At 43.2% G+C, this 18,784-nt stretch carries 18 protein-coding genes; 3 read left to right on the top strand and 15 right to left on the bottom strand.

All coding sequences use genetic code 11. The annotated features are described in order from the left end of the window. Positions 1–92: 92 nt before the first annotated feature. The 7 genes from asnS to NCY57_RS02710 form a co-directional block, all read right to left on the bottom strand. Positions 93–1,484: an asparagine--tRNA ligase gene (gene asnS, locus NCY57_RS02680; RefSeq protein WP_173758277.1), complete on the bottom strand. Its 1,392-nt coding sequence runs from the start codon at positions 1,482–1,484 to the stop codon at positions 93–95. 203 nt (positions 1,485–1,687) lie between these two features. After that, positions 1,688–3,169 carry an InlB B-repeat-containing protein gene (locus NCY57_RS02685; protein ID WP_250789457.1) on the bottom strand — a complete coding sequence of 494 codons (1,482 nt, stop codon included), beginning with the start codon at positions 3,167–3,169 and terminating at the stop codon, positions 1,688–1,690. Positions 3,170–3,223: 54 nt separating this feature from the next. After that, positions 3,224–4,714: a UDP-glucose--hexose-1-phosphate uridylyltransferase gene (galT, locus tag NCY57_RS02690; RefSeq protein WP_044962316.1), complete on the bottom strand. Its 1,491-nt coding sequence runs from the start codon at positions 4,712–4,714 to the stop codon at positions 3,224–3,226. A 139-nt stretch (positions 4,715–4,853) separates the two neighbouring features. Beyond that, positions 4,854–7,307 (bottom strand): C39 family peptidase, encoded by a 2,454-nt coding sequence (locus NCY57_RS02695; RefSeq protein ID WP_250789458.1) that lies wholly within the window; start codon positions 7,305–7,307, stop codon positions 4,854–4,856. Between the two features lies 1 nt (position 7,308). Next, positions 7,309–8,478, bottom strand: coding sequence for a class I SAM-dependent methyltransferase (locus tag NCY57_RS02700; protein WP_015525637.1), 1,170 nt, complete (start codon positions 8,476–8,478; stop codon positions 7,309–7,311). Between the two features lie 113 nt (positions 8,479–8,591). Further along, positions 8,592–8,972, bottom strand: a complete 381-nt coding sequence (locus NCY57_RS02705; RefSeq protein ID WP_021652849.1) for a hypothetical protein — start codon at positions 8,970–8,972, stop codon at positions 8,592–8,594. Between the two features lie 78 nt (positions 8,973–9,050). Next, a complete protein-coding gene (locus tag NCY57_RS02710; protein ID WP_015525635.1) occupies positions 9,051–9,752 on the bottom strand; it encodes a 5'-methylthioadenosine/adenosylhomocysteine nucleosidase in 702 nt (233 codons plus the stop codon). 174 nt (positions 9,753–9,926) lie between these two features. Between NCY57_RS02710 and NCY57_RS02715 the strand changes: the two genes are divergently transcribed. Then, positions 9,927–10,175 carry a TIGR03905 family TSCPD domain-containing protein gene (locus NCY57_RS02715; RefSeq protein WP_015525634.1) on the top strand — a complete coding sequence of 83 codons (249 nt, stop codon included), beginning with the start codon at positions 9,927–9,929 and terminating at the stop codon, positions 10,173–10,175. Between the two features lie 117 nt (positions 10,176–10,292). On the opposite strand, the gene NCY57_RS02720 is transcribed toward NCY57_RS02715, so the two are convergent. From NCY57_RS02720 to NCY57_RS02735, 4 genes are all read right to left on the bottom strand, one after another. Beyond that, positions 10,293–11,909 carry an MBL fold metallo-hydrolase RNA specificity domain-containing protein gene (locus NCY57_RS02720; RefSeq protein WP_173761360.1) on the bottom strand — a complete coding sequence of 539 codons (1,617 nt, stop codon included), beginning with the start codon at positions 11,907–11,909 and terminating at the stop codon, positions 10,293–10,295. A gap of 354 nt (positions 11,910–12,263) precedes the next feature. Further along, positions 12,264–12,743, bottom strand: a complete 480-nt coding sequence (locus tag NCY57_RS02725) for a DUF6147 family protein (protein ID WP_250789459.1) — start codon at positions 12,741–12,743, stop codon at positions 12,264–12,266. A gap of 66 nt (positions 12,744–12,809) precedes the next feature. After that, positions 12,810–13,259 (bottom strand): DUF4367 domain-containing protein, encoded by a 450-nt coding sequence (locus NCY57_RS02730; RefSeq protein WP_250789460.1) that lies wholly within the window; start codon positions 13,257–13,259, stop codon positions 12,810–12,812. Between the two features lie 155 nt (positions 13,260–13,414). Then, complete coding sequence (locus NCY57_RS02735) at positions 13,415–13,642, bottom strand: hypothetical protein (protein ID WP_250789461.1); 228 nt, start codon at positions 13,640–13,642, stop codon at positions 13,415–13,417. A 92-nt stretch (positions 13,643–13,734) separates the two neighbouring features. Between NCY57_RS02735 and NCY57_RS02740 the strand changes: the two genes are divergently transcribed. Beyond that, a complete protein-coding gene (locus NCY57_RS02740; RefSeq protein ID WP_092072263.1) occupies positions 13,735–14,802 on the top strand; it encodes an undecaprenyldiphospho-muramoylpentapeptide beta-N-acetylglucosaminyltransferase in 1,068 nt (355 codons plus the stop codon). Positions 14,803–14,866: 64 nt separating this feature from the next. On the opposite strand, the gene NCY57_RS02745 is transcribed toward NCY57_RS02740, so the two are convergent. Both NCY57_RS02745 and NCY57_RS02750 read right to left on the bottom strand, forming a co-directional pair. Beyond that, positions 14,867–15,394, bottom strand: a complete 528-nt coding sequence (locus NCY57_RS02745) for an RNA polymerase sigma factor (protein WP_118368464.1) — start codon at positions 15,392–15,394, stop codon at positions 14,867–14,869. A gap of 23 nt (positions 15,395–15,417) precedes the next feature. Continuing rightward, positions 15,418–15,822 carry an HIT family protein gene (locus NCY57_RS02750; protein ID WP_015525628.1) on the bottom strand — a complete coding sequence of 135 codons (405 nt, stop codon included), beginning with the start codon at positions 15,820–15,822 and terminating at the stop codon, positions 15,418–15,420. 130 nt (positions 15,823–15,952) lie between these two features. Here NCY57_RS02750 and NCY57_RS02755 point away from each other — a divergent pair, with 130 nt between their 5' ends. Continuing rightward, positions 15,953–16,627 carry a two-component system sensor histidine kinase NtrB gene (locus NCY57_RS02755; protein WP_173758274.1) on the top strand — a complete coding sequence of 225 codons (675 nt, stop codon included), beginning with the start codon at positions 15,953–15,955 and terminating at the stop codon, positions 16,625–16,627. Here the strand turns inward: NCY57_RS02755 and NCY57_RS02760 are convergent. Both NCY57_RS02760 and NCY57_RS02765 read right to left on the bottom strand, forming a co-directional pair. Continuing rightward, the gene (locus NCY57_RS02760; RefSeq protein WP_114001496.1) at positions 16,594–17,196 is read right to left on the bottom strand and encodes a rhomboid family intramembrane serine protease; all 603 of its coding nucleotides are present in this window, start codon (positions 17,194–17,196) and stop codon (positions 16,594–16,596) included. The two genes, NCY57_RS02755 and NCY57_RS02760, sit on opposite strands and share 34 nt — an antisense overlap. 157 nt (positions 17,197–17,353) lie before the next feature. Then, complete coding sequence (locus NCY57_RS02765) at positions 17,354–18,784, bottom strand: DUF6382 domain-containing protein (RefSeq protein WP_173758273.1); 1,431 nt, start codon at positions 18,782–18,784, stop codon at positions 17,354–17,356.

Consider the following 18,784-nt stretch of genomic DNA (forward strand, 5'->3'; position numbering starts at 1 on the left):
CAGTCACACATATCAATACCTGTTGCCAATTTCTCTCTGCTGTTCTCTGATCTCAGGAGCACAGAACGTCCTGCTGTGCAAAAGTGTTCTGATCAAAGATCGCAGTTCTTTACAGTTCTCGGGAATGGGATCACGTCACGGATGTTGCCCATACCTGTAAGGTACATGACACATCTCTCAAATCCAAGACCAAAGCCGGAATGACGTGTGGAACCATATTTACGAAGATCCAGATAGAAATCGTAATCCTCCGGTTTCAGACCCAGCTCATCCATACGTGTTCTCAGCTTGTCGTAGTCATCCTCTCTCTGGCTTCCTCCGATGATCTCTCCGATTCCCGGCACCAGACAGTCCATAGCCGCAACTGTCTTTCCATCCTCGTTGAGTTTCATGTAGAATGCCTTGATCTCCTTCGGATAATCTGTAACAAATACCGGTCTCTTGTAGACCTGCTCTGTCAGATAGCGCTCATGCTCTGTCTGAAGATCACATCCCCAGAATACCTTGTAATCAAATTTGTCATTGTTCTTCTCAAGGATCTCAACAGCCTCTGTATAGGTCACATGTGCAAATTCAGAATTAAGCACATGGTCCAGTCTGTCAAGAAGCCCCTTGTCAATGAAGGAATTGAAGAAGTTCATTTCCTCCGGTGCATTCTCAAAGACATAACGGATCACGTATTTCAGCATAGCCTCTGCAAGCTCCATAGCGTCCTGAAGGTCTGCAAACGCACACTCAGGCTCGATCATCCAGAACTCAGCTGCATGACGGGTAGTGTTGGAATTCTCAGCACGGAAGGTCGGTCCGAATGTGTAGATATTGCGGAATGCCTGTGCATAAGTCTCTCCGTTCAGCTGTCCGCTTACGGTAAGGTTTGTCTCCTTTCCGAAGAAATCCTGTGAATAATCAACACTTCCATCCTCTGTCAGCGGAATATTCTTCGGATCCAGTGTTGTTACCTGGAACATCTCTCCTGCACCTTCACAGTCACTTCCTGTGATCAGCGGTGTATGCACATAGACAAAGCCTCTCTCCTGGAAAAATTTATGGATCGCATATGCACAGAGAGAACGTACACGAAATACAGCCTGAAAAGTATTTGTTCTCGGTCTTAAATGTGTCATAGTCCTTAAGTATTCAAGACTGTGTCTCTTCTTCTGAAGTGGATAATCCGGTGCGGAAGCTCCCTCTACAGATATCTCTGTTGCCTGGATCTCAAATGGCTGCTTCGCCTGAGGGGTAGCTACCAGCGTTCCCTTAACAATGATGGCCGCTCCAACGTTCAGCTTGGAAACCTCTGCGAAATTCTCCATGTTATCGTGATATACGATCTGAAGAGTTTCAAAAAAGCTTCCATCATGAAGTACGATGAATCCAAACGCCTTGGAATCACGAACACTTCGTACCCATCCACCTACGGTGATCTCTTTGTCGAGATACTGTTCACGGTTTCTGTAAATCTCTTTCACTGTTGTCAGTTTCATAATCTATACCTCATTCCTCATATTCAGGATTACACGTCCCTGCGGACCTCCAAACGTCCGTATCGAATTAAGTATAGACTATTCTCATGGTTCGTGCAAGGAGTAATTGCCCTGTCGGACAGAAAAATAGCGGGCCGCCGAACAGAAAAATCCCGCCTGGCGGAATGTCTCCGGCAGACGGGATTTTTCTGTCTGTTATACCATTAATAATAAGATGCGTTGATACTTCCTGTGTTGAGATAAGTAATGCAGTAATAGTAGATTCTCTTGAATGTCTTTGTTGTGTAGTGAAGTCCATCATCACTGTCAGCGTCTGTGCCATTGTAGGAAGCATTGGTCCCGTAGCCTTTTTTCATAAGTACGCTGTACATATCGATGTACTTGTAATCCAGAGAAAGACCGGAACGGATCTTGCTGTTGAATTCTCTTACCTGTGCCTCTGTACGGGCGCCTCTTCCTGCTTTTGTAATCATGGTACTGTTGATCGGATTTACAGACATGTAAAAGAGCTTACAGTTCTTACTTTTCAATGTGGATGCGATACTGGTCATATAGCTGACATAATTGCCTGCATTTCCCAGGTCATTGACACCCAGATTAAAGATAACGGCGATCGGTTTGGAACCTTCTGTTTTGTCGATCTCTTCTATAAGCTGTGCATATCCTGTATCCCGGAACCAGCTCAAGCCCTTTCCTGGGTTTGCAACAAAAGAAACCCCATTTGTTACAGAACTGCTCATCTGTTTTTTCAGTGTCGCCTGTATTCCTGCAGTACGGGAATCCCCCACAAAAATGACCTTACTATACATCATACCGATCGCCGGATGAGCCATCTCATCGGAACTGATGTCCTTCTCCAGTGCACGGTTAAATACCGTCGCATACAGATTGGTGTTTTTGCTGATCCGCAGAAGTTCACCGGCTTCATAATCCGGATCTGTGGAAGAACCGGTCCGTCTGGTCTTAGACCAACCCATAAACGTATAACCTGTCGCATTGGATACAGATGGGAGCTTAAGGTAACCGCCCTTTCCAAGTGTTACTGTCTTCCATACGGTTCCGTTTGCCTTGCGGAGATTTACTTTTACTGACTGCATCTGTACGGAATAGTATCTGATATTACCGGAGATTTTAATCTTCGTTCCTACTTTTTTTGCAGTAGATGCCTTGCCGTTCTTTGCTGTTGACCAGCCAAGATTTACATATCCCGATCTGGATGGAACTGCAGGCAATGTGTAATATGTACCCTCTTCTACTTTTTTCTGCAGCTTCTTATATGCGGAATTGGTGCTTCCATTTCCAAGATAGAAGTTTACGGTATAATACTTACTCTTTCTGCGGACCGCATACAGAGTCATATCTTTTCTGACCTTTACGCGGGCACCTGCTTTATATACTACCTTACTGCTCCCCTTCCGTGTAGTCCATCCGAGATTCTGATATCCCACAGCCTTGGGTACTGCCGGAAGCTTGATCGTAGTATTTAATGTCACGTTCCGTGTCAGTGCGGTATACGTCTTACTTTTGCTGGTACCTGAATTATTATTGAACTTAACGGTATAAACAAGCTTCGCCGCCGACACCTTATGCGATGCAGCCGGCACAAAGATCAGTGCAGCTGCCACAAGTGCCAGCAAAAGCCATTTTACCTGAAAGGCCTTTCCGGTTTTTTCTCTGTTTTTCATATAAACAAACTCCTCCTGAAATACATATCCATCCCCGGATGCCTCCGTACTTTTTTACAGAGTATTGATAAATCTCATAAATGCATCCCTGCCCTCTGGTGTGCATTTATAAACACCGGCATCCTCCAGTACATGAACAAATACATTGCCCACTTCCCTGCGAAGGACTTCCTGGATATTATCTTTATCAAGTTTCTCATATTTTGGCAGAAATTCTGCAACCCATGCAGCATGTTTCTCGATTTTTTCATTGGAAGCGATGTCCCTGCCGCTTAAAATGTATTCTTCAAGAAGCTCCAGCTCTTCTTTCAGACGTGCCGGAAGAACAGCGAGTCCCATAACTTCGATAAGACCGATATTCTCTTTCTTGATATGATGATAGCATGCATGCGGATGATAAACCCCCAGCGGATGCTCCTCTGTTGTGATATTGTTACGTAATGTCAGATCCAGTTCAAAGGTATCTCCCACTTTACGTGCGATCGGTGTGATGGTGTTATGCGGCTCTCCGTCTGTTTCTGCAAAGATAAATGCAGCCTCATCCGTATATCCTCTCCAGCCTGCCAGTACATGTGTTGCCAGATCGATCAGTCTCGTCTCGTCTTTGCTGCGGATACGCAGTACGGAAAGAGGCCATTTTACAATGCCGGCTTCCACATCTTCGTATCCCGGGATCGTCACATGCTTTTCAATCTCTGCCTTCGCCATGGCAAAGGTATAATGCCCGCCCTGGAAATGATCGTGGCTGAGGATAGAACCTCCTACGATTGGAAGATCCGCATTGGAGCCAAGGAAATAATGTGGGAACAGCTTTACAAAATCAAACAGCTTGATAAATGTATTTCTCTCGATCTTCATCGGAGTATGCTGACTGTTAAATACGATACAATGTTCATTGTAGTAAACATATGGAGAGTACTGGAAGCCCCATGGACTGTCATTGATGGTAATCGGGATGATCCTGTGGTTCTCCCTTGCCGGATGATTGACTCTTCCTGCATAGCCTTCATTTTCCGGACAAAGCAGACATTTTGGATAGCTGCTGGATTTTACCAGCTTGGCAGCTGCGATAGCCTTTGGGTCTTTTTCCGGTTTGGACAGGTTGATCGTGATATCAATCTTGCCATATTCGCTGTCTACTGTCCATTTCTGATCTTTTTTTACGCGATAACGTCTGATATAGTTACTGTCCTGACTTAGCTTATAAAAATAATCTGTGGCTTTTTCCGGATCTTCTTTATAAGCATCCCAGAATTCTCTCTGTACCTGGGCAGGACGCGGCATCAGACAGTTCATCAGTTTTGTATCAAAGAGATCTCTGTACACAATACTGTCCTCGATGATGCCCCTCTTTACAGCCTCATCAAGAAGTTCGTTCAAAGTCTCCTCAAGATTGATTTTAGCATACTCTGTCTCCGGTTCTGTATATTCGCTTTCCCCAAAGGCATCCAGAAGAAGATTGGTTGCATAAATCCTTTCGCATTCCGGAGTAATACCACTCTCCACTCCATACTGTACCAGTTTTTTAATACTTTCACTTAACATTGCTTTTTCCCCTTTCCTGTCGCGCTTTTCCCGGAAAACAGGAACTTTTTTCCTGTTTTCCGATTTATGCCAAACGGGAACTCCCGTCTTGCCATCCTGCTGTAAACCCATAGCCTTCATCCGGCCTGCTCTGTAAGCATCACTCTGTGACGTTTTCTATATAGGTGAGAAATACATTTCCGGCACTCTCAAACAGCGCTGTACTGTCATTCATTCCATACGGGCTGATCTGCCCTGTTGCCGGATCATAAAGATAGGTATTATATTCATCATAGCCTACGATCACCACACTGGAATTTTCTCCTGTCTTGGCGATCACCGGTCTCTGGGCACTGACCTCATAAAGAACATTGTCAAGAGTGCAGCCGGTCAGATCGATCACCGTTCCCATATCACCAAGGCTATCCTGAAGTTCTTTTTTCTTCCAGTTGGCTGTACGTATACTTTCCGGTACATCTTCTATATTCATCTGAAGCTTTGTTTTTTTGTTTCCACGTTCCCAGACATACTGCTGCGCACGGTTAAGTACCACTCCAGTCTGCGCATCCGCGCGTTTCACAGCTGCAGCCGGATCGGTATAGATACGGTCAAGAGAACCATATGCATAAACATAATAAAGTTCTCCCTGTGGAACGGTAGTATCCAATGTTACCGATGAGTCTTCAGTACTCTCGATCTTGGAACAAACAAGCAGCGGACTGTCTGTCTCCGGTTTCTGGGTCATGGTCAGGCGGATCAGCGTTCCTGCACGGTTTGTAGTGATCAATGCTACATCTATCTGGCTTCCGGATGCTTTTTTGTTATTCATGATATTGTCCTTTTTCTGGACTGTATAAGCATTCCCCGATTTTGCAGAAAGTTCAAACTCCATCATGGTGCTGCCAACCGTTACGTTGGTGATATAAAGGCCGTCCTGACGATACTCTTTTTTCACCTTTCCTTTAAAGCTCTCGATGCGGAATGTGCTGATTCCCTCTGTTTCATGTCCATTGGCATCCGTAAGAATGTCTTCATCGGAAAGGATCCCATATACCAGATCTTCATTCATAAATCCCAGAACTCTCAGATTTTTTCCGCTTTCCGGCGAAATATCTCTTGTTTTCAGAGAATCAAATTCAATTTCCCGGATCTTCCCTGCATCATCTCCGGATTCGATCAGCCATGCTGCATGTGCCTTGGTATCTGACACAACAAAATGGTTCTGTTTGATCCCTTCTTCCAGAACCTGGGAGGTTCCTGTCTCAATATCTACCTGATACAGCTTCTGTGCAAACAGCAGAAACAGCTGATTGTTTTTGTTTACATAAGTGAGTGTTCCAAGATCTTCCTTCAGGAACTCGTAGGATTCTGTACTTGGTATGAATACTTTTTCTTCCACCACATTACGGTCGCTGTTGTAGTGATAAACACAGACACCGCTGTACCCCTCGTGAACACCACGGTTCATGTAACCGTACAATACAAAGTCCACATCCCCGTTATCTGCTACTCGGATGATCTTGATATCATGTTCGTTGCGCACATATCTGGAATCGTTATCTTCCTCTTTGCGGAAGCTGAAGACCCTTGTGATCTTTCCGCTGGACGGTGCATAAGACCAGAGATCCCCATCCTGCTCAAAAGCAACAATCTTTCCACTGCTGTCTGAAGCATAGGTGACATTCTTGTCACGGACACCCAGAAGCAGGCCTGCATCGGAAACTACCTTCTGAGACGGATCAAATACCTTCGTTGCAGAACGTTTAAAATCCAGCAGCATGATCCTTGTTTCTGTATAACGCATACGGTAAAATTCCGTAACATCATAAATTTCGGTTTTACCCTCATCATCCTGTGCGGAAACCTGATAATCCAGCGTGATACTTGCAGTCGTTTCATTGATATCATCGATCAGCGGAACTCCTTCCATGTAGAGCTTCGGAGAAAGGGATCCCCAGCTGATATTGGAAAGTCCGGAATTGATGGAAATATTATTGTAATTCGTTCCGCTGGAAATATCCTCCGCTTCCAGATATCCGGTCAGCGCATCTGCCTGTTCCTTGTCCAGACACTTTGTGGAAAAATCCTTGACAAACTGAAGATACGCTTCTGTATTCAACTGGGTTCTGGAAACCACTCTTGTATAGTAGTAAACTTCCCCCTCACTGGTATCCAGCGTGATCTGCATGGAATACTCCTGGTTCATGCGAAGGTCACTGCCGATCTCAATCTCTGTACTTAAACAGCCGTTGTCCTCTTTTGTGAGATTCTTGATCTTACGGTTCTCCATAACCTTGCTTCCATCTGAAGTCCGTACCTCATAAGCAAGCCCTGTTACTGTATCAGCATATGGGTTGATCTCAAAAGACACTTTTTTGGTTGTATCCAGCGGAGTAATACTTCCTCTCATGAAATCGGTCTGCATCTGCTGTCTGTATCCATACATCTTATTTGCCTGGGTACTTCCGATCTTTACCATAACCTCCGGAAGTGTGGCATCGTTCATATCTGAGCGGTTATCTGTAGACTGACTGTTCATCAGAAATGAGGTCCCGGCTACTACTGCCACAAAGATCACCAGCAGTATCGCTCCCTTACGTAGGATCTTCATCATGTCATTCTCCCTTCTGTGAGGCTGACTCTTCCGGATAAAGAAGCCTGTCCAGGGTAGGAGCCACATGAAGAGCCTTCATGGTATCCGAAAAACTGTCCCTGCTCTTTTTCTTTCCGGTTTTTACTGCGCGGATCAAAATATTCTTTGGTGTATGTTCCATATCGATAAATTCAAGAAGCTGGGTTTCATATCCTTTGCTTTCCAGAAGCTCGGCACGAAGACCATCTGTGATCAGAGCTGCCATTCTTTCCTTCAGGATCCCATAACGCATAACAGGCTGGAGCATTTCGTTTCGGATCTGACGATTCAGTTCATGCTGACAGCATGGAACAGACAGGATCACCTGAGCCCCCCATTCCACTGCCTTGGCCAGAGCGAAATCTGTTGCTGTATCGCAGGCATGAAGTGTCACCACCATGTCCACAGAAGAAACGCCTTCGTACCCTGCAATATCTCCCTGGTAAAAATGCAGCTTGTCATAACCATAAGATCTGGCCAATTCACTGCAATGCCGTATCACATCTTCCTTAAGATCCAGCCCTATGATGTTTACATCAAAACCCTCCAGTTCTCTGAGATAATAATACATAGCAAAAGTAAGATAGGATTTTCCGCAGCCAAAATCCAGGATCGTGATCTCTCTGTCTTTAGGAAGCTTCGGAAGGATATCCCTGATAAACTCCAGAAAGCGATTGATCTGTCTGAACTTGTCATATCTGGAAGCAACGATCTTTCCATCCTTTGTCATAACTCCCAGATCCACCAGAAACGGAGCTGCCGTTCCCTCTCTGAGAATGTACTGTTTCACCCGGTTATGAGGAGCGATCTTTATCTTCTCATTCTGTGCAGGCCCGTGTTGTTTTGTTTTGATGGTTGCTTTCCCTTTCTTGCTGATAAGGATACTTCCATCCTGACTGCGTCCGGTTGCCTGAAGCTGACGAAATTCCTCCATGGCATGCTCCAGATAAGCGATCATCTCTTCCCTGGTAAAATTCTTATGATAAACCTTCGTCCCTTCTGTCATGGACGCCTGGTAAAAAATCTGACCCTTCAGCTCCACAGGACGAAGCTTCACCTTGGAAGGTCCCTCGCCAGTCCTGCGGCCACTGACAACAGCCTGTATCAGCTGTTCATTAATCTGTTCTTCTAAAAATTCCCTTATTGTTTTCATCATACTTCCATTATATTCACTTTTTGTTTTATTGTATATGGACAGATGTTGTGCGAACCAGTTTTGGTCGCTTCTGCCAGTATCACTGTATCGTTCATGGGTAAACCGCCATTTTAATACTCAGTGCGGAAACATTTTCTGCACCTTCTCCTCCTGCATCTTCGTCTGGAAATCTCCTGATACACCAGCACTTCGATCAGATCATCCAGGAACCCTCCTGGAATCTCCTGTACACTGGTATCTCCTTCCATCTGTCCTTTCACCTGGTGACAGATGTGATAGAGCATGAAACGATCCGGATATTCATCATACAGCCGGCTTCCCTCATAATCCAAAAGCTGACACTGTGCTTCCGCTTTTTCCTGGATCCTTCGGGCTGTATCCGGATAGTATGATCTCATCAGATCAAATTCCTTTTCCTGTTCTCTCTCTTCATTATAAAAACCAGGACTTCCCTGTGTAGCATAAAACGGATAAAAATCTGGATAGATCATAACTCTTCTGCTGTCCTCTCTCTGCTATCTCTTACAGTATATGCAGAAGAAAAATGACGGTTCCCTCCAAAGTTCCGATCAGGCCATCCGTTTCAGCATTCCCTGGGTCAGACGTACGCTATGCTCAATTGCAAGCTTTTCAAAAGCCGGATAATCCATGTTTGCACTATTATCTGCTTTATCTGAGATAGCACGGATGATCAGGAATGGAATCCCGTTAAGAGCTGCTGCCTGTCCGATCGCTGCGCCCTCCATCTCAACAGCATAGGCGCTGAATTCCTTTACAATATTATCTTTTACACCCTGATCACATACAAACTGATCTCCGGAAGCAATTCTTCCTTCAAAAACCCTGATCTCCGGATTTACTTCCTCGCATACATCATGTGCGATCTTACGAAGGCACTCATCTGCCTGGAAGGAAAACTCTTTCATCTGCGGGATCTGTCCCTTCGGATATCCGAATCCGGTTGCATCCATATCATGATGAAGAACATCTGTGGAAAGTACGATATCTCCAATATTGATATCATTGTTAAGGCTTCCTGCGATACCGGTATTGATCACCGCTTCCACCTGAAAGAGATCTGCCAGGATCTGGGTGCACATGCCGGCATTTACCTTACCGATCCCAGACTGTACCACAACTACCTTCTTTCCTTCCAGAACACCCTCATAAAAATCCATTCCGGCTCTGGTAGTAATGGATACATTCTCCATAACCTCTTTCAGTCTTGCTACTTCCTGTTCCATTGCTCCTATGATTCCAACACATTTCATGATCTGTAAATCCTCTCTTTCAATATGATATCCCGCTGAATTTCACAGTTTTTTCCGTTCAGCAGTATCTTTTTCTTTTTCTACATTGTTCATTATAACAAATTTTATTTTTTATGGAAACTTTTTTTGAGAGATGCTATAATCGATAAATAAACAGAACAGGAGGTAACCAGAATGGTTTATAAGACAAAAGGCGTCTGTGCTCAGGGAATTGAGTTCGAGATCGACGATAATAAAAAAGTTCACAATATCAAGTTTACAGGCGGATGTTCCGGAAACACACAGGGTGTTGCACAGCTTGCAGAGGGAATGGATGCAGATGAAGTGATCTCCCGTCTGGAAGGCATCCGCTGCGGATTCAAACCAACTTCATGTCCGGATCAGCTTGCAAAAGCCATCCGCCAGGCATTGAACGAAGGCTGATCTCACATAATCTTATTTTGTATATCGGATTTATCATCACCCTGCGAAAAATTTCCGCAGGGTGATTTTAGGATGATCTGACAAAATAATTGTTTCAATGTTATCTTTGTTATCCGGTTAAATATCTGTTCTATCCCACTTGTCACACAGTGACTGGATATCTCTTGCAAAACGATCCAGATCTTTATTGGGGCAGCCTTCATTCTTCCGGATCACGGACATCAGGCGACGTCCCATAGCCAGCAACTTCTCATATGCACGGGCAGCCTTGGTTGTTTTCGGCGAAGCAGTTGCCTTTACGATCCGAACACCGACAGCCTCATGGATACACCGGTTCTCCAGAAGATCATATTCAGTTCCACTAAAGGGTGCTGTTGCATCATACCCAAGCTCTTCTTTAAGCCTCTGGGCAAAAATCTCCGTCACCGTATCATCACCATGCGTAACAAATACGTGTTTTGGTCTCGTCTCAAAGGCTTTCGCCCATTCTATAAGTCCGTTTACATCAGCATGACCGCTGATTCCCGGCATTTTGCATATTTCAGCAGCTACCTGCACAGTCTCACCAAACAACTTCATCTCCACAGCACCTTCCAATAATGCCCGTCCCGGAGTTCCGATAGCCTGGTATCCAACAAAAAGAATGGTATTTCTGGGATTCCACAGATTGTGTTTCAGATGATGTTTGATACGACCAGCATCACACATACCGCTGGCGGAAATGATCACCTTGCAGTCCTCATCAAAATTGATAGCTCTGGAATCATCGGTAGTAACGGAGGTCTTCAATCCCTGGAAGGATAACGGATTGATACCTTTATTCAAAAGATCCATTGCTTCCTCATCATAGCAGGTATATGCATTCTCACTGAAGATCGTAGTTGCCTCATTGGCAAGGGGACTGTCTACATATACCGTAAAACCATCATGGCCGTGAACCAGTCCCTGTTCTTTGATCTGTCGGATAAAATACAGCATTTCCTGAGTACGGCCTACTGCAAAGGACGGGATCACCAAACTGCCGCCTCTGTCAAAGGTCCTCTGGATGATCTCTGCCAGTATTGCCGGATAATCCGGACGTTCTCCATGACTGCGGTCTCCGTAGGTAGATTCCATCACAACATAATCTGCCTCTCGGATATATACCGGATCCCTGATCAGCGGCTGATCGATATTTCCGATATCGCCGGAAAAAACGATCTTTTCTGTTTTGTCCTCTTCCGTCATCCAGACTTCAATACTGCTGGAGCCAAGAAGATGTCCTGCATCCACAAATCTTACTTCGATTCCCTCTGCCGGTTTGATGATCTTATCATATGGGCATCTGACAAAGTTCCGGAGCACACCCATGGCATCTTCCATCGTGTATGCAGGAATAAATTCCGGTTTTCCTTCTCTCCGCCCCTTTCGGTTTCTCCACTCAGCCTCGAACATCTGGATATGTGCGCTGTCACGAAGCATGATATCGCAGAGATTACAAGTTGCCTCTGTCGCATAGATCGGCCCCTGATAGCCTTTTGCATACAAGGCCGGAAGATTTCCGGAATGATCCATGTGTGCATGTGTCAGAAGCACAAAATCCAGATCACCCGGAGCCACCGGAAGCTCCTTATTTTCATAATAATCCGGTCCCTGCTCCATTCCATAATCCACCAGAAACTTCCGTCCTGCCGCTTCCAGATAATAACAGCTTCCAGTCACCTCATGCGTAGCACCGATAAATGTTATCTTCATGCACAAGCCCCCTTTTCCGTCCCACGTTCTGAAATTTCCATATCAAAAAAAGCCTGAAGGATCTCTCTGTGATATCCGATCGTCCAGAAACGCTGTGATATACAATTCCAAGAAAGAATAATCGACTTTTTGTTTATTAACGGTTTGTTATTGTATTTATTATACACGAAATATATGTTTTTTGACAGTCTTTTTGTGAAATATGTTTCTTTTTTTAAGGGGATTTTTTTAGATTTTTTGATATTATTCAGAATTTTTAGACATTCCCCAGCGAAGGTAATGTAAAGTTTACTGGATTTTTTATTTTTTTTGGGGGAGTGGCATCGCTGGGGGGTGTGTTATTTTGTTGATTTATTATTTTACAAGAATACCATTGGTTAAGGTTGTGGTTGATTCTTTACTGCCATCTTTAGCTGCGTGATAGCCTCGTACACGGTAGTAATAACCGCTTGGCACGATTACTGTAATATCTTTAACTAAATTAGTTGCATTTTTTTTTGTAAAACTCCAACTTTTATATGTTGAATAAGTACCATTAACTTTTCGTTCTAAATACATGTTTAAATAAACTATATCGCAAGAGTGATGACACTGCGTAAGACCAGAAATAATCACTTTATTGCTAGCTAATTTCTTAATACTTGAATTTCCCAAATTTAAATTATTTCCACGTAATACGCTATAGGTTGTATCTTCTGCATAATCTGCATCCGTATCGGTTTCTACTGAAAAATCATCTGATAAGTTTTCTGCCATTACAGGAATTCCCAGCAACATACAACAACAGAATACTAAAAATACCGCCATTATTGTTTTCTTTATTTTCTCTTTCATGTATCACCTTTTCACCGCTAAACTTCCATTACAATAATATTACGATATATATTCTCCATAATCGCTTTAGAAAACTATATTTTTTATAAATTTTATAAATTCCTCTTTTTGCATTTTACCTGTAATCTGATAAAATATCGATTCATCTTTCCAACATGCTACATAATTTTCATTTGTATCTGCATCATCTTTTACTTTTTCAATATTTACTGTAATATTTTCATTCTCAAGATTTACCTTATCAATTACTTTCCCATCTAAAATATAAGCACTGCTTTTAGCTTCTTGATCATATCTTCCTATATATACCATTATTATATTTTCCCCATAATAATATTCCATTACTGCATATCCCGCCGAAGTACTCACATAATAATCTTTAAACTCAAAACCATCTGGACGATACATAAATTGTGGAACTTTTGCACTAATCTCTTTTTCAATATTATCTAACGCTGTCTGCTCATCTTCACATTCTTTCTCATTCGTTCTATCATTATCTACCACAATCTTCATATCATGTCCAACCCAATACCTCACAGAATCAATAAAATACCTCCTGTTCGCCTGGCTGGTCATGCTTGCGGCGAAGATACCGGCTGAGCATACAAGTACTGCTGCCGCTACGCGAGCTGCTTTATGACTTTTCTTTTCGGGCAGATAAACGATTTTTACATTCTCTTTATGATCATCAGTTTTAAAGTTTCGTCTTCTTTGTAAACACCATCTGCTTTCAGTTTTTCTACAAGCCTCTGATAAGCAGCCTTTGCCTCCTCTTCTGTTTCTCCATCATCAGGAATCACTCCATCTGGAAACAGGATTTTTTCCATCTCTTCGGTTTCTTTTTCATATTCTTCTGCCAACCATTTTTTCAGTTCAGCATCCCTGAAATTTTCCATTATTTTTCTCCTGTAATCCTATCTTTCCTTGACAATTCCTCCGTTAGAGTTCATATTTAATGATAGTATATGACTATTCAGGAGGAATCCAAATGAAACACATCGTACTTACCGGCGGTGGTACTGCCGGACATGTAACTCCAAATATTGCCCTGATTCCAAAGCTCAGGGAACTTGGTTATAAGATTTCCTACATCGGTTCCTACGAAGGAATCGAAAAAAAACTGATCGAAGAACTTGGAATCCCATATTATGGAATCTCATCCGGAAAGCTGAGACGTTACTTCGATCTCAAAAACTTCTCTGACCCTTTTCGTGTACTGAAGGGATTCAGCCAGGCCAGAAAGATTCTGAAAGAGCTGAAACCGGACGTTGTTTTTTCTAAAGGCGGTTTCGTTACGGTTCCCGTTGTGATCGCGGCCAAACGTTTAAAAATCCCCGCATTGATCCACGAGTCCGACATGACTCCAGGTCTTGCCAATAAACTCTGTCTCTCTTCTGCATCCAGAATCTGCTGTAATTTTCCTGAGACAGTCGCCAATCTTCCAGCTGACAAAGCAGTTCTTACAGGAACTCCGATCCGCCAGGAACTTCTTTCCGGAAATGCGGAAAACGGTCGTAAATTCTGTGGTTTCACTGCTGACAAACCGGTACTTATGGTTATCGGTGGTAGTCTGGGAGCTGCTTCTGTCAATGATAATGTCCGCAAGATCCTCCCTGAACTTCTGAAGGAATTCCAGGTTGTTCATCTCTGCGGAAAGGGAAAAACCGATGAATCTCTCAACGGTACTGCCGGATACGTCCAGTATGAATATATCCAGGACGAGCTTCCGGATCTGTTTGCCATGGCTGATATCGTGATCTCCCGCGCAGGCGCTAACGCAATCTGTGAGATCCGCGAACTTCATAAGCCAAATCTTCTGATCCCGCTTTCTGCAAAAGCCAGTCGTGGTGACCAGATCCTTAACGCTCGATCCTTTGAACGCCAGGGCTTCAGTAAAGTGCTGGAAGAAGAGGAGATTACAGAAGAAAAGCTTCTGGAAACCATCCGCCAGCTCTATACCGATCGTCAGAAATATACAGATGCTATGGCAGGAAACGGCCAGGTAGATTCCATCAGTAAGATCACTGATCTTATTGAAGAATGCGCCAGAGCCTGACTATATTTCCACAACAGCCATATGAAAACTCTGCCACTCCCTTCCGGGCTGGCAGGGTTTTCTTTTATTCGTATACTTTGCGAAATTCTTCCTGCAGCCAGCGCTTCGCTTTATATATCCTGTTATTGACACCACTTTTCGTCAGACCATATTCTTCTGCAACTGTTTCAACGGAAATCTCCAGATATTTGACCTGAATTAAGATCTCATAATTTATCGGCTGTTTCTTTCGAAATCTTCTCAGCACCATATACATAAATTCTTTCTTCTCTTTACGCAGAAATACCTCTTCCGCATCGACCGAATTCTGTTCTTCCAGAAATGCCGCAACTTCTTCCTGACAGACAAACTCATGCTTGGAGCTTGATTTCTTTATATAATCCAAAGCCTTATTCATAGATGCCCTCTTGATCAGAGAAAACATCATCTTTTCATTATCAATATTCAGGCCATCCTTTATAGTATACATTTTGTAAAGTACATCCTGACTGACATCATCAGCAGCACTCCAGTCATGGAGAACTCCATACGCATACCCTCTGGATATTTTTCGGTATTTAAGATAAAACTCTTCAAATGTCTGATTATTCATTTTTCCTCTTTAGTGGCTATTTGTCATTCTTTAATTTTCTTTAAGATTTCATCTCTCACCTCATCGCTGAGTTCTCCGGGTTTCCAGGTTAAACCAACACCATCTCCCTCATATCTCGGAATCAGATGCATGTGAAAATGAAACACAGTCTGTCCTGCGATTTCTCCATTGTTCTGCACAACATTAAATCCATCACAGTTCAGTGCATCTCTCAGCTTTCCTGCCATTTTTTTAGCCAGGATCATTGCTTTTCCAGCAGTCTCATCCGGAAGTTCATAAATATTCGCTGCATGCTTTTTCGGCAGGATCAATGAGTGTCCTTTGCTTGCCGGTCCCAGATCCAGAATCACGCGAAATTCCTCATCCTCATAAAGTGTTGCTGATGGAATCTCTCCATTTGCGATTTTACAAAATATGCAATCTCCCATTATTTTGTCCTCCTTGTTTGCAAAATTATTTTATCTATATTCTTATTTTGTCGTATTTTCTCGAATTTTTCAATACTGTTCTTGTTGATATTTGAAATTTCTGATGTTAATATTTTTTCGAGGTGATAATATGTGCAACGATACTACAGTCAGTAAATTGAAAAACGATTTTCATTATACACTTTCAAAATTTTCACATGAACTCCGGAATCCTCTGACTCTTATTAACAGCGGACTCCAGATGATCGCATCTGCACATCCTGAGGTCAAAGAATATAAGCACTGGGATGATGTTATGGATAATCTTGATTATGTAAAAGAACTTCTTGATGAACTTTCTGCATTTAATAATGCAGGCCATGTCAAAAGAGAAAACATTGACACCTGCAGCTACCTCCGAACGATCCTTTCATCCATAAAACCTACTCTGGATTATCTGGAGATCACACTTGAAACAGATATTCCGGATTCATTGCCATCGATGGCTCTTGACCGGATCCGTGTCCGGCAGATGCTTCTAAATCTTCTGAAAAACGCATGGGAAGCCGTTCCCATTCCCGGAGGAAAGATTTCTTTTTCTGTCATTCCGGAAAATTCCGGCATCCGCATTGATATCCGGGATAACGGATGTGGAATCTCAAAGGAACAGCAGGCTACGATATTTCAGCCATTTTTTACAACCAAAGAATCCGGGACCGGCCTTGGCCTTGCTGTTTCAAAACAGATCGCTCAGGCACACAGTGGAGACATCACGCTTGAGAGCGCTCCCGGTCAGGGAACTGTTTTCCATATTTTTCTGGGATGATAAAGAATTACAGCGATCAGGAAACCACTCAACAAACCGCCTATATGCGCTACGTTATCCACGCCTTCACTTGCAAATCCGAAATACAGTGAAAATGCGGCCATGATCAGCATCTGTCTGACAGTCAGATCCGCCACTCTTCCTCTGTGCCGTATGATCACATAGATCATACCGCCCATGACTGCAAAAACAGCTCCGGAAGCTCCTGCAGATAAAGAAGCGTTTCCTGCATACATATCAAAAAACAAAGAGAGCATATTTCCGCCCAGACCACCAAATATATAGATCAGAAAAAATTTTATCTTTCCTGTTACCGGTTCCAGCCTCTGGCCAAGCACAAACAGAACCAGCATATTATTAATCAGATGTGGCGCACCAAAATGCAGAAACATACTGCTAAACAGCCGATACCACTGTCCCTGTTCCAGGATCAGCGGTGCATAAGCAGCACCGCATTCCAGCATATGCTGCCCGTTCTCCGAACCGCCGGTAAATTCCACCACAAGAAAGATCAGCGTATTTATGAGGATCAGTAAAACTGTCACAGGTTCTTTTTTTATTTCTTCCAATTCCGGCCTCTTTCCACAGCGGTTCCGGAAATATTCCCCATAACTCGCTGTTATAATCTGAAAATTTAAATTTATTTCATTATTTTAACAGATTTTCATCAGGCGGACAACCTACGGCCCTATATTAATACGATACAAAACCGGATTTTTCGCTCTGTTATTTCAAAAAAATATAACGGGCCTGTGCAAAATCAACTTCATCCTCATCCTCCAGCAAGTAATCTTCTCCTGTTTTCAGAAGCTGTCCATTTACAGAAGTCCCATTTCTGGAGTTCAGATCTGCCAGATAATATGCCCCCTCCCTTTTTCGGATCTTGGCATGGATCCTGCTGACAGTTGGTATATTGATCACTGCATCCGCCGCAGTTTCCAGTTTTCCGATCACTGTGATATCTCTTTCCAGATAAATGGTAGCCAATTCCCCCGGTTCCCGACTTACTAATGTAGCAGGACCTTTGGATGCACCTGCCGAAAGAACTACTGTTTCACCAAATCCATCTAAAAAATCTTCCGCTTTTGTCGGGATATTTTTTTTGATCTTTTCCAGTTCTTTTCTGCTGTCATCGGCATTGCTCCCTGACAGCGTACCAGATTCTTTCTGATCTTCAGAATATACAGCTGCCTCTTTTTCCGCCGCACCATATTTCTGCTCAGGCACCGGCGTATCCAGTTTTTTCTTTTTTCCACAGACTTTTTTTATCAGAATATAGCTCAGCATCCCCAGTATCATTGCTGCAAGAATTCCCAGAAGAAAAATTTCTTTGCTTATTCTTGGAATATATCCGCCGGCCATTCCTGCCGTAATTCCCAGAAGAAGCCCCAATGCTGCACCAAATCCAGCCACTGGCTTCCATATTTTGTTTGTTTTCCGCTTCTGTGAGTCCGCTGAATATTTTTTCTGTTTTTCATTTCCGGACACACTGACTCTTTCCCAGCCTTCCACCTGCCACAGATCCTCTGCTTTTTCCTCCTCTGTCATCCTGTTTTCTTCCTGGAGCACTGTTTTCTTTTTTTCATATGGAGAAAAATCTTCCTCGTCGCTGTTACATATTTTATATAACTCTTCCTTGATGTATTCCAGATGAAAGCTGTCCTCCAGTGCACGTCTGTATACATTATATCCCAACATGACCGCTTTTCCGTCTTCATGATCCAGCTTTGGAAGGATATACTCCGCAAGACTCTGAAACTGTTTCTGTATTTCCCCATGAAATCCCGGAAGATAACAAAATCGGACACTTTTTCTTTCCGCATCCAGATAGATATATTCCGGTTCCAGGATCAACTGACAGGGATTCAAAAGATACTCGGACATTTCTTCCATGATCTGTATAAAGCCTCCCAGTATCACCTGAAGCGACTCCAGATCCATCTTTTTTTCCTCAAAAAGCGCAGTCATGGAATGCCTGGAAGTTATATCATAATACACCATGAATTTTCCGTCGATTCCCTGTATCCGACACTGAAGAAGATCAGGCACAGCATTGGCCACGATCATCCTTACCTGATAAGAATCTGTATCGATTCTCTCATCTCCTGTCAGGATCAGATAATTATGATTCATATCTCTTTTATATTCCGTTCTCAT

It is taken from the genome of Blautia sp. MB18-30 (genome assembly GCF_023669475.1).
In the GTDB taxonomy this organism is placed as follows: Bacteria; Bacillota; Clostridia; order Lachnospirales; family Lachnospiraceae; genus Blautia_A; species Blautia_A fusiformis.

Excerpts from the sequence above, each read along its gene's own strand:
- NCY57_RS02730 (WP_250789460.1), bottom strand. The coding sequence starts at position 13,259 with ATGAAGATTGTGGTAGATAATGATAGAACGAATGAGAAAGAATGTGAA.
- NCY57_RS02700 (WP_015525637.1), bottom strand. The coding sequence starts at position 8,478 with ATGAAAACAATAAGGGAATTTTTAGAAGAACAGATTAATGAACAGCTG.
- NCY57_RS02715 (WP_015525634.1), top strand. The coding sequence starts at position 9,927 with ATGGTTTATAAGACAAAAGGCGTCTGTGCTCAGGGAATTGAGTTCGAG.
- asnS (WP_173758277.1), bottom strand. The coding sequence starts at position 1,484 with ATGAAACTGACAACAGTGAAAGAGATTTACAGAAACCGTGAACAGTAT.
- NCY57_RS02685 (WP_250789457.1), bottom strand. The coding sequence starts at position 3,169 with ATGAAAAACAGAGAAAAAACCGGAAAGGCCTTTCAGGTAAAATGGCTT.
- NCY57_RS02755 (WP_173758274.1), top strand. The coding sequence starts at position 15,953 with ATGTGCAACGATACTACAGTCAGTAAATTGAAAAACGATTTTCATTAT.
- NCY57_RS02705 (WP_021652849.1), bottom strand. The coding sequence starts at position 8,972 with ATGATCTATCCAGATTTTTATCCGTTTTATGCTACACAGGGAAGTCCT.
- NCY57_RS02740 (WP_092072263.1), top strand. The coding sequence starts at position 13,735 with ATGAAACACATCGTACTTACCGGCGGTGGTACTGCCGGACATGTAACT.
- NCY57_RS02735 (WP_250789461.1), bottom strand. The coding sequence starts at position 13,642 with ATGGAAAATTTCAGGGATGCTGAACTGAAAAAATGGTTGGCAGAAGAA.
- NCY57_RS02750 (WP_015525628.1), bottom strand. The coding sequence starts at position 15,822 with ATGGGAGATTGCATATTTTGTAAAATCGCAAATGGAGAGATTCCATCA.
- galT (WP_044962316.1), bottom strand. The coding sequence starts at position 4,714 with ATGTTAAGTGAAAGTATTAAAAAACTGGTACAGTATGGAGTGGAGAGT.
- NCY57_RS02710 (WP_015525635.1), bottom strand. The coding sequence starts at position 9,752 with ATGAAATGTGTTGGAATCATAGGAGCAATGGAACAGGAAGTAGCAAGA.
- NCY57_RS02695 (WP_250789458.1), bottom strand. The coding sequence starts at position 7,307 with ATGATGAAGATCCTACGTAAGGGAGCGATACTGCTGGTGATCTTTGTG.
- NCY57_RS02745 (WP_118368464.1), bottom strand. The coding sequence starts at position 15,394 with ATGAATAATCAGACATTTGAAGAGTTTTATCTTAAATACCGAAAAATA.
- NCY57_RS02725 (WP_250789459.1), bottom strand. The coding sequence starts at position 12,743 with ATGAAAGAGAAAATAAAGAAAACAATAATGGCGGTATTTTTAGTATTC.
- NCY57_RS02765 (WP_173758273.1), bottom strand. The coding sequence starts at position 18,784 with ATGAGAACGGAATATAAAAGAGATATGAATCATAATTATCTGATCCTG.
- NCY57_RS02720 (WP_173761360.1), bottom strand. The coding sequence starts at position 11,909 with ATGAAGATAACATTTATCGGTGCTACGCATGAGGTGACTGGAAGCTGT.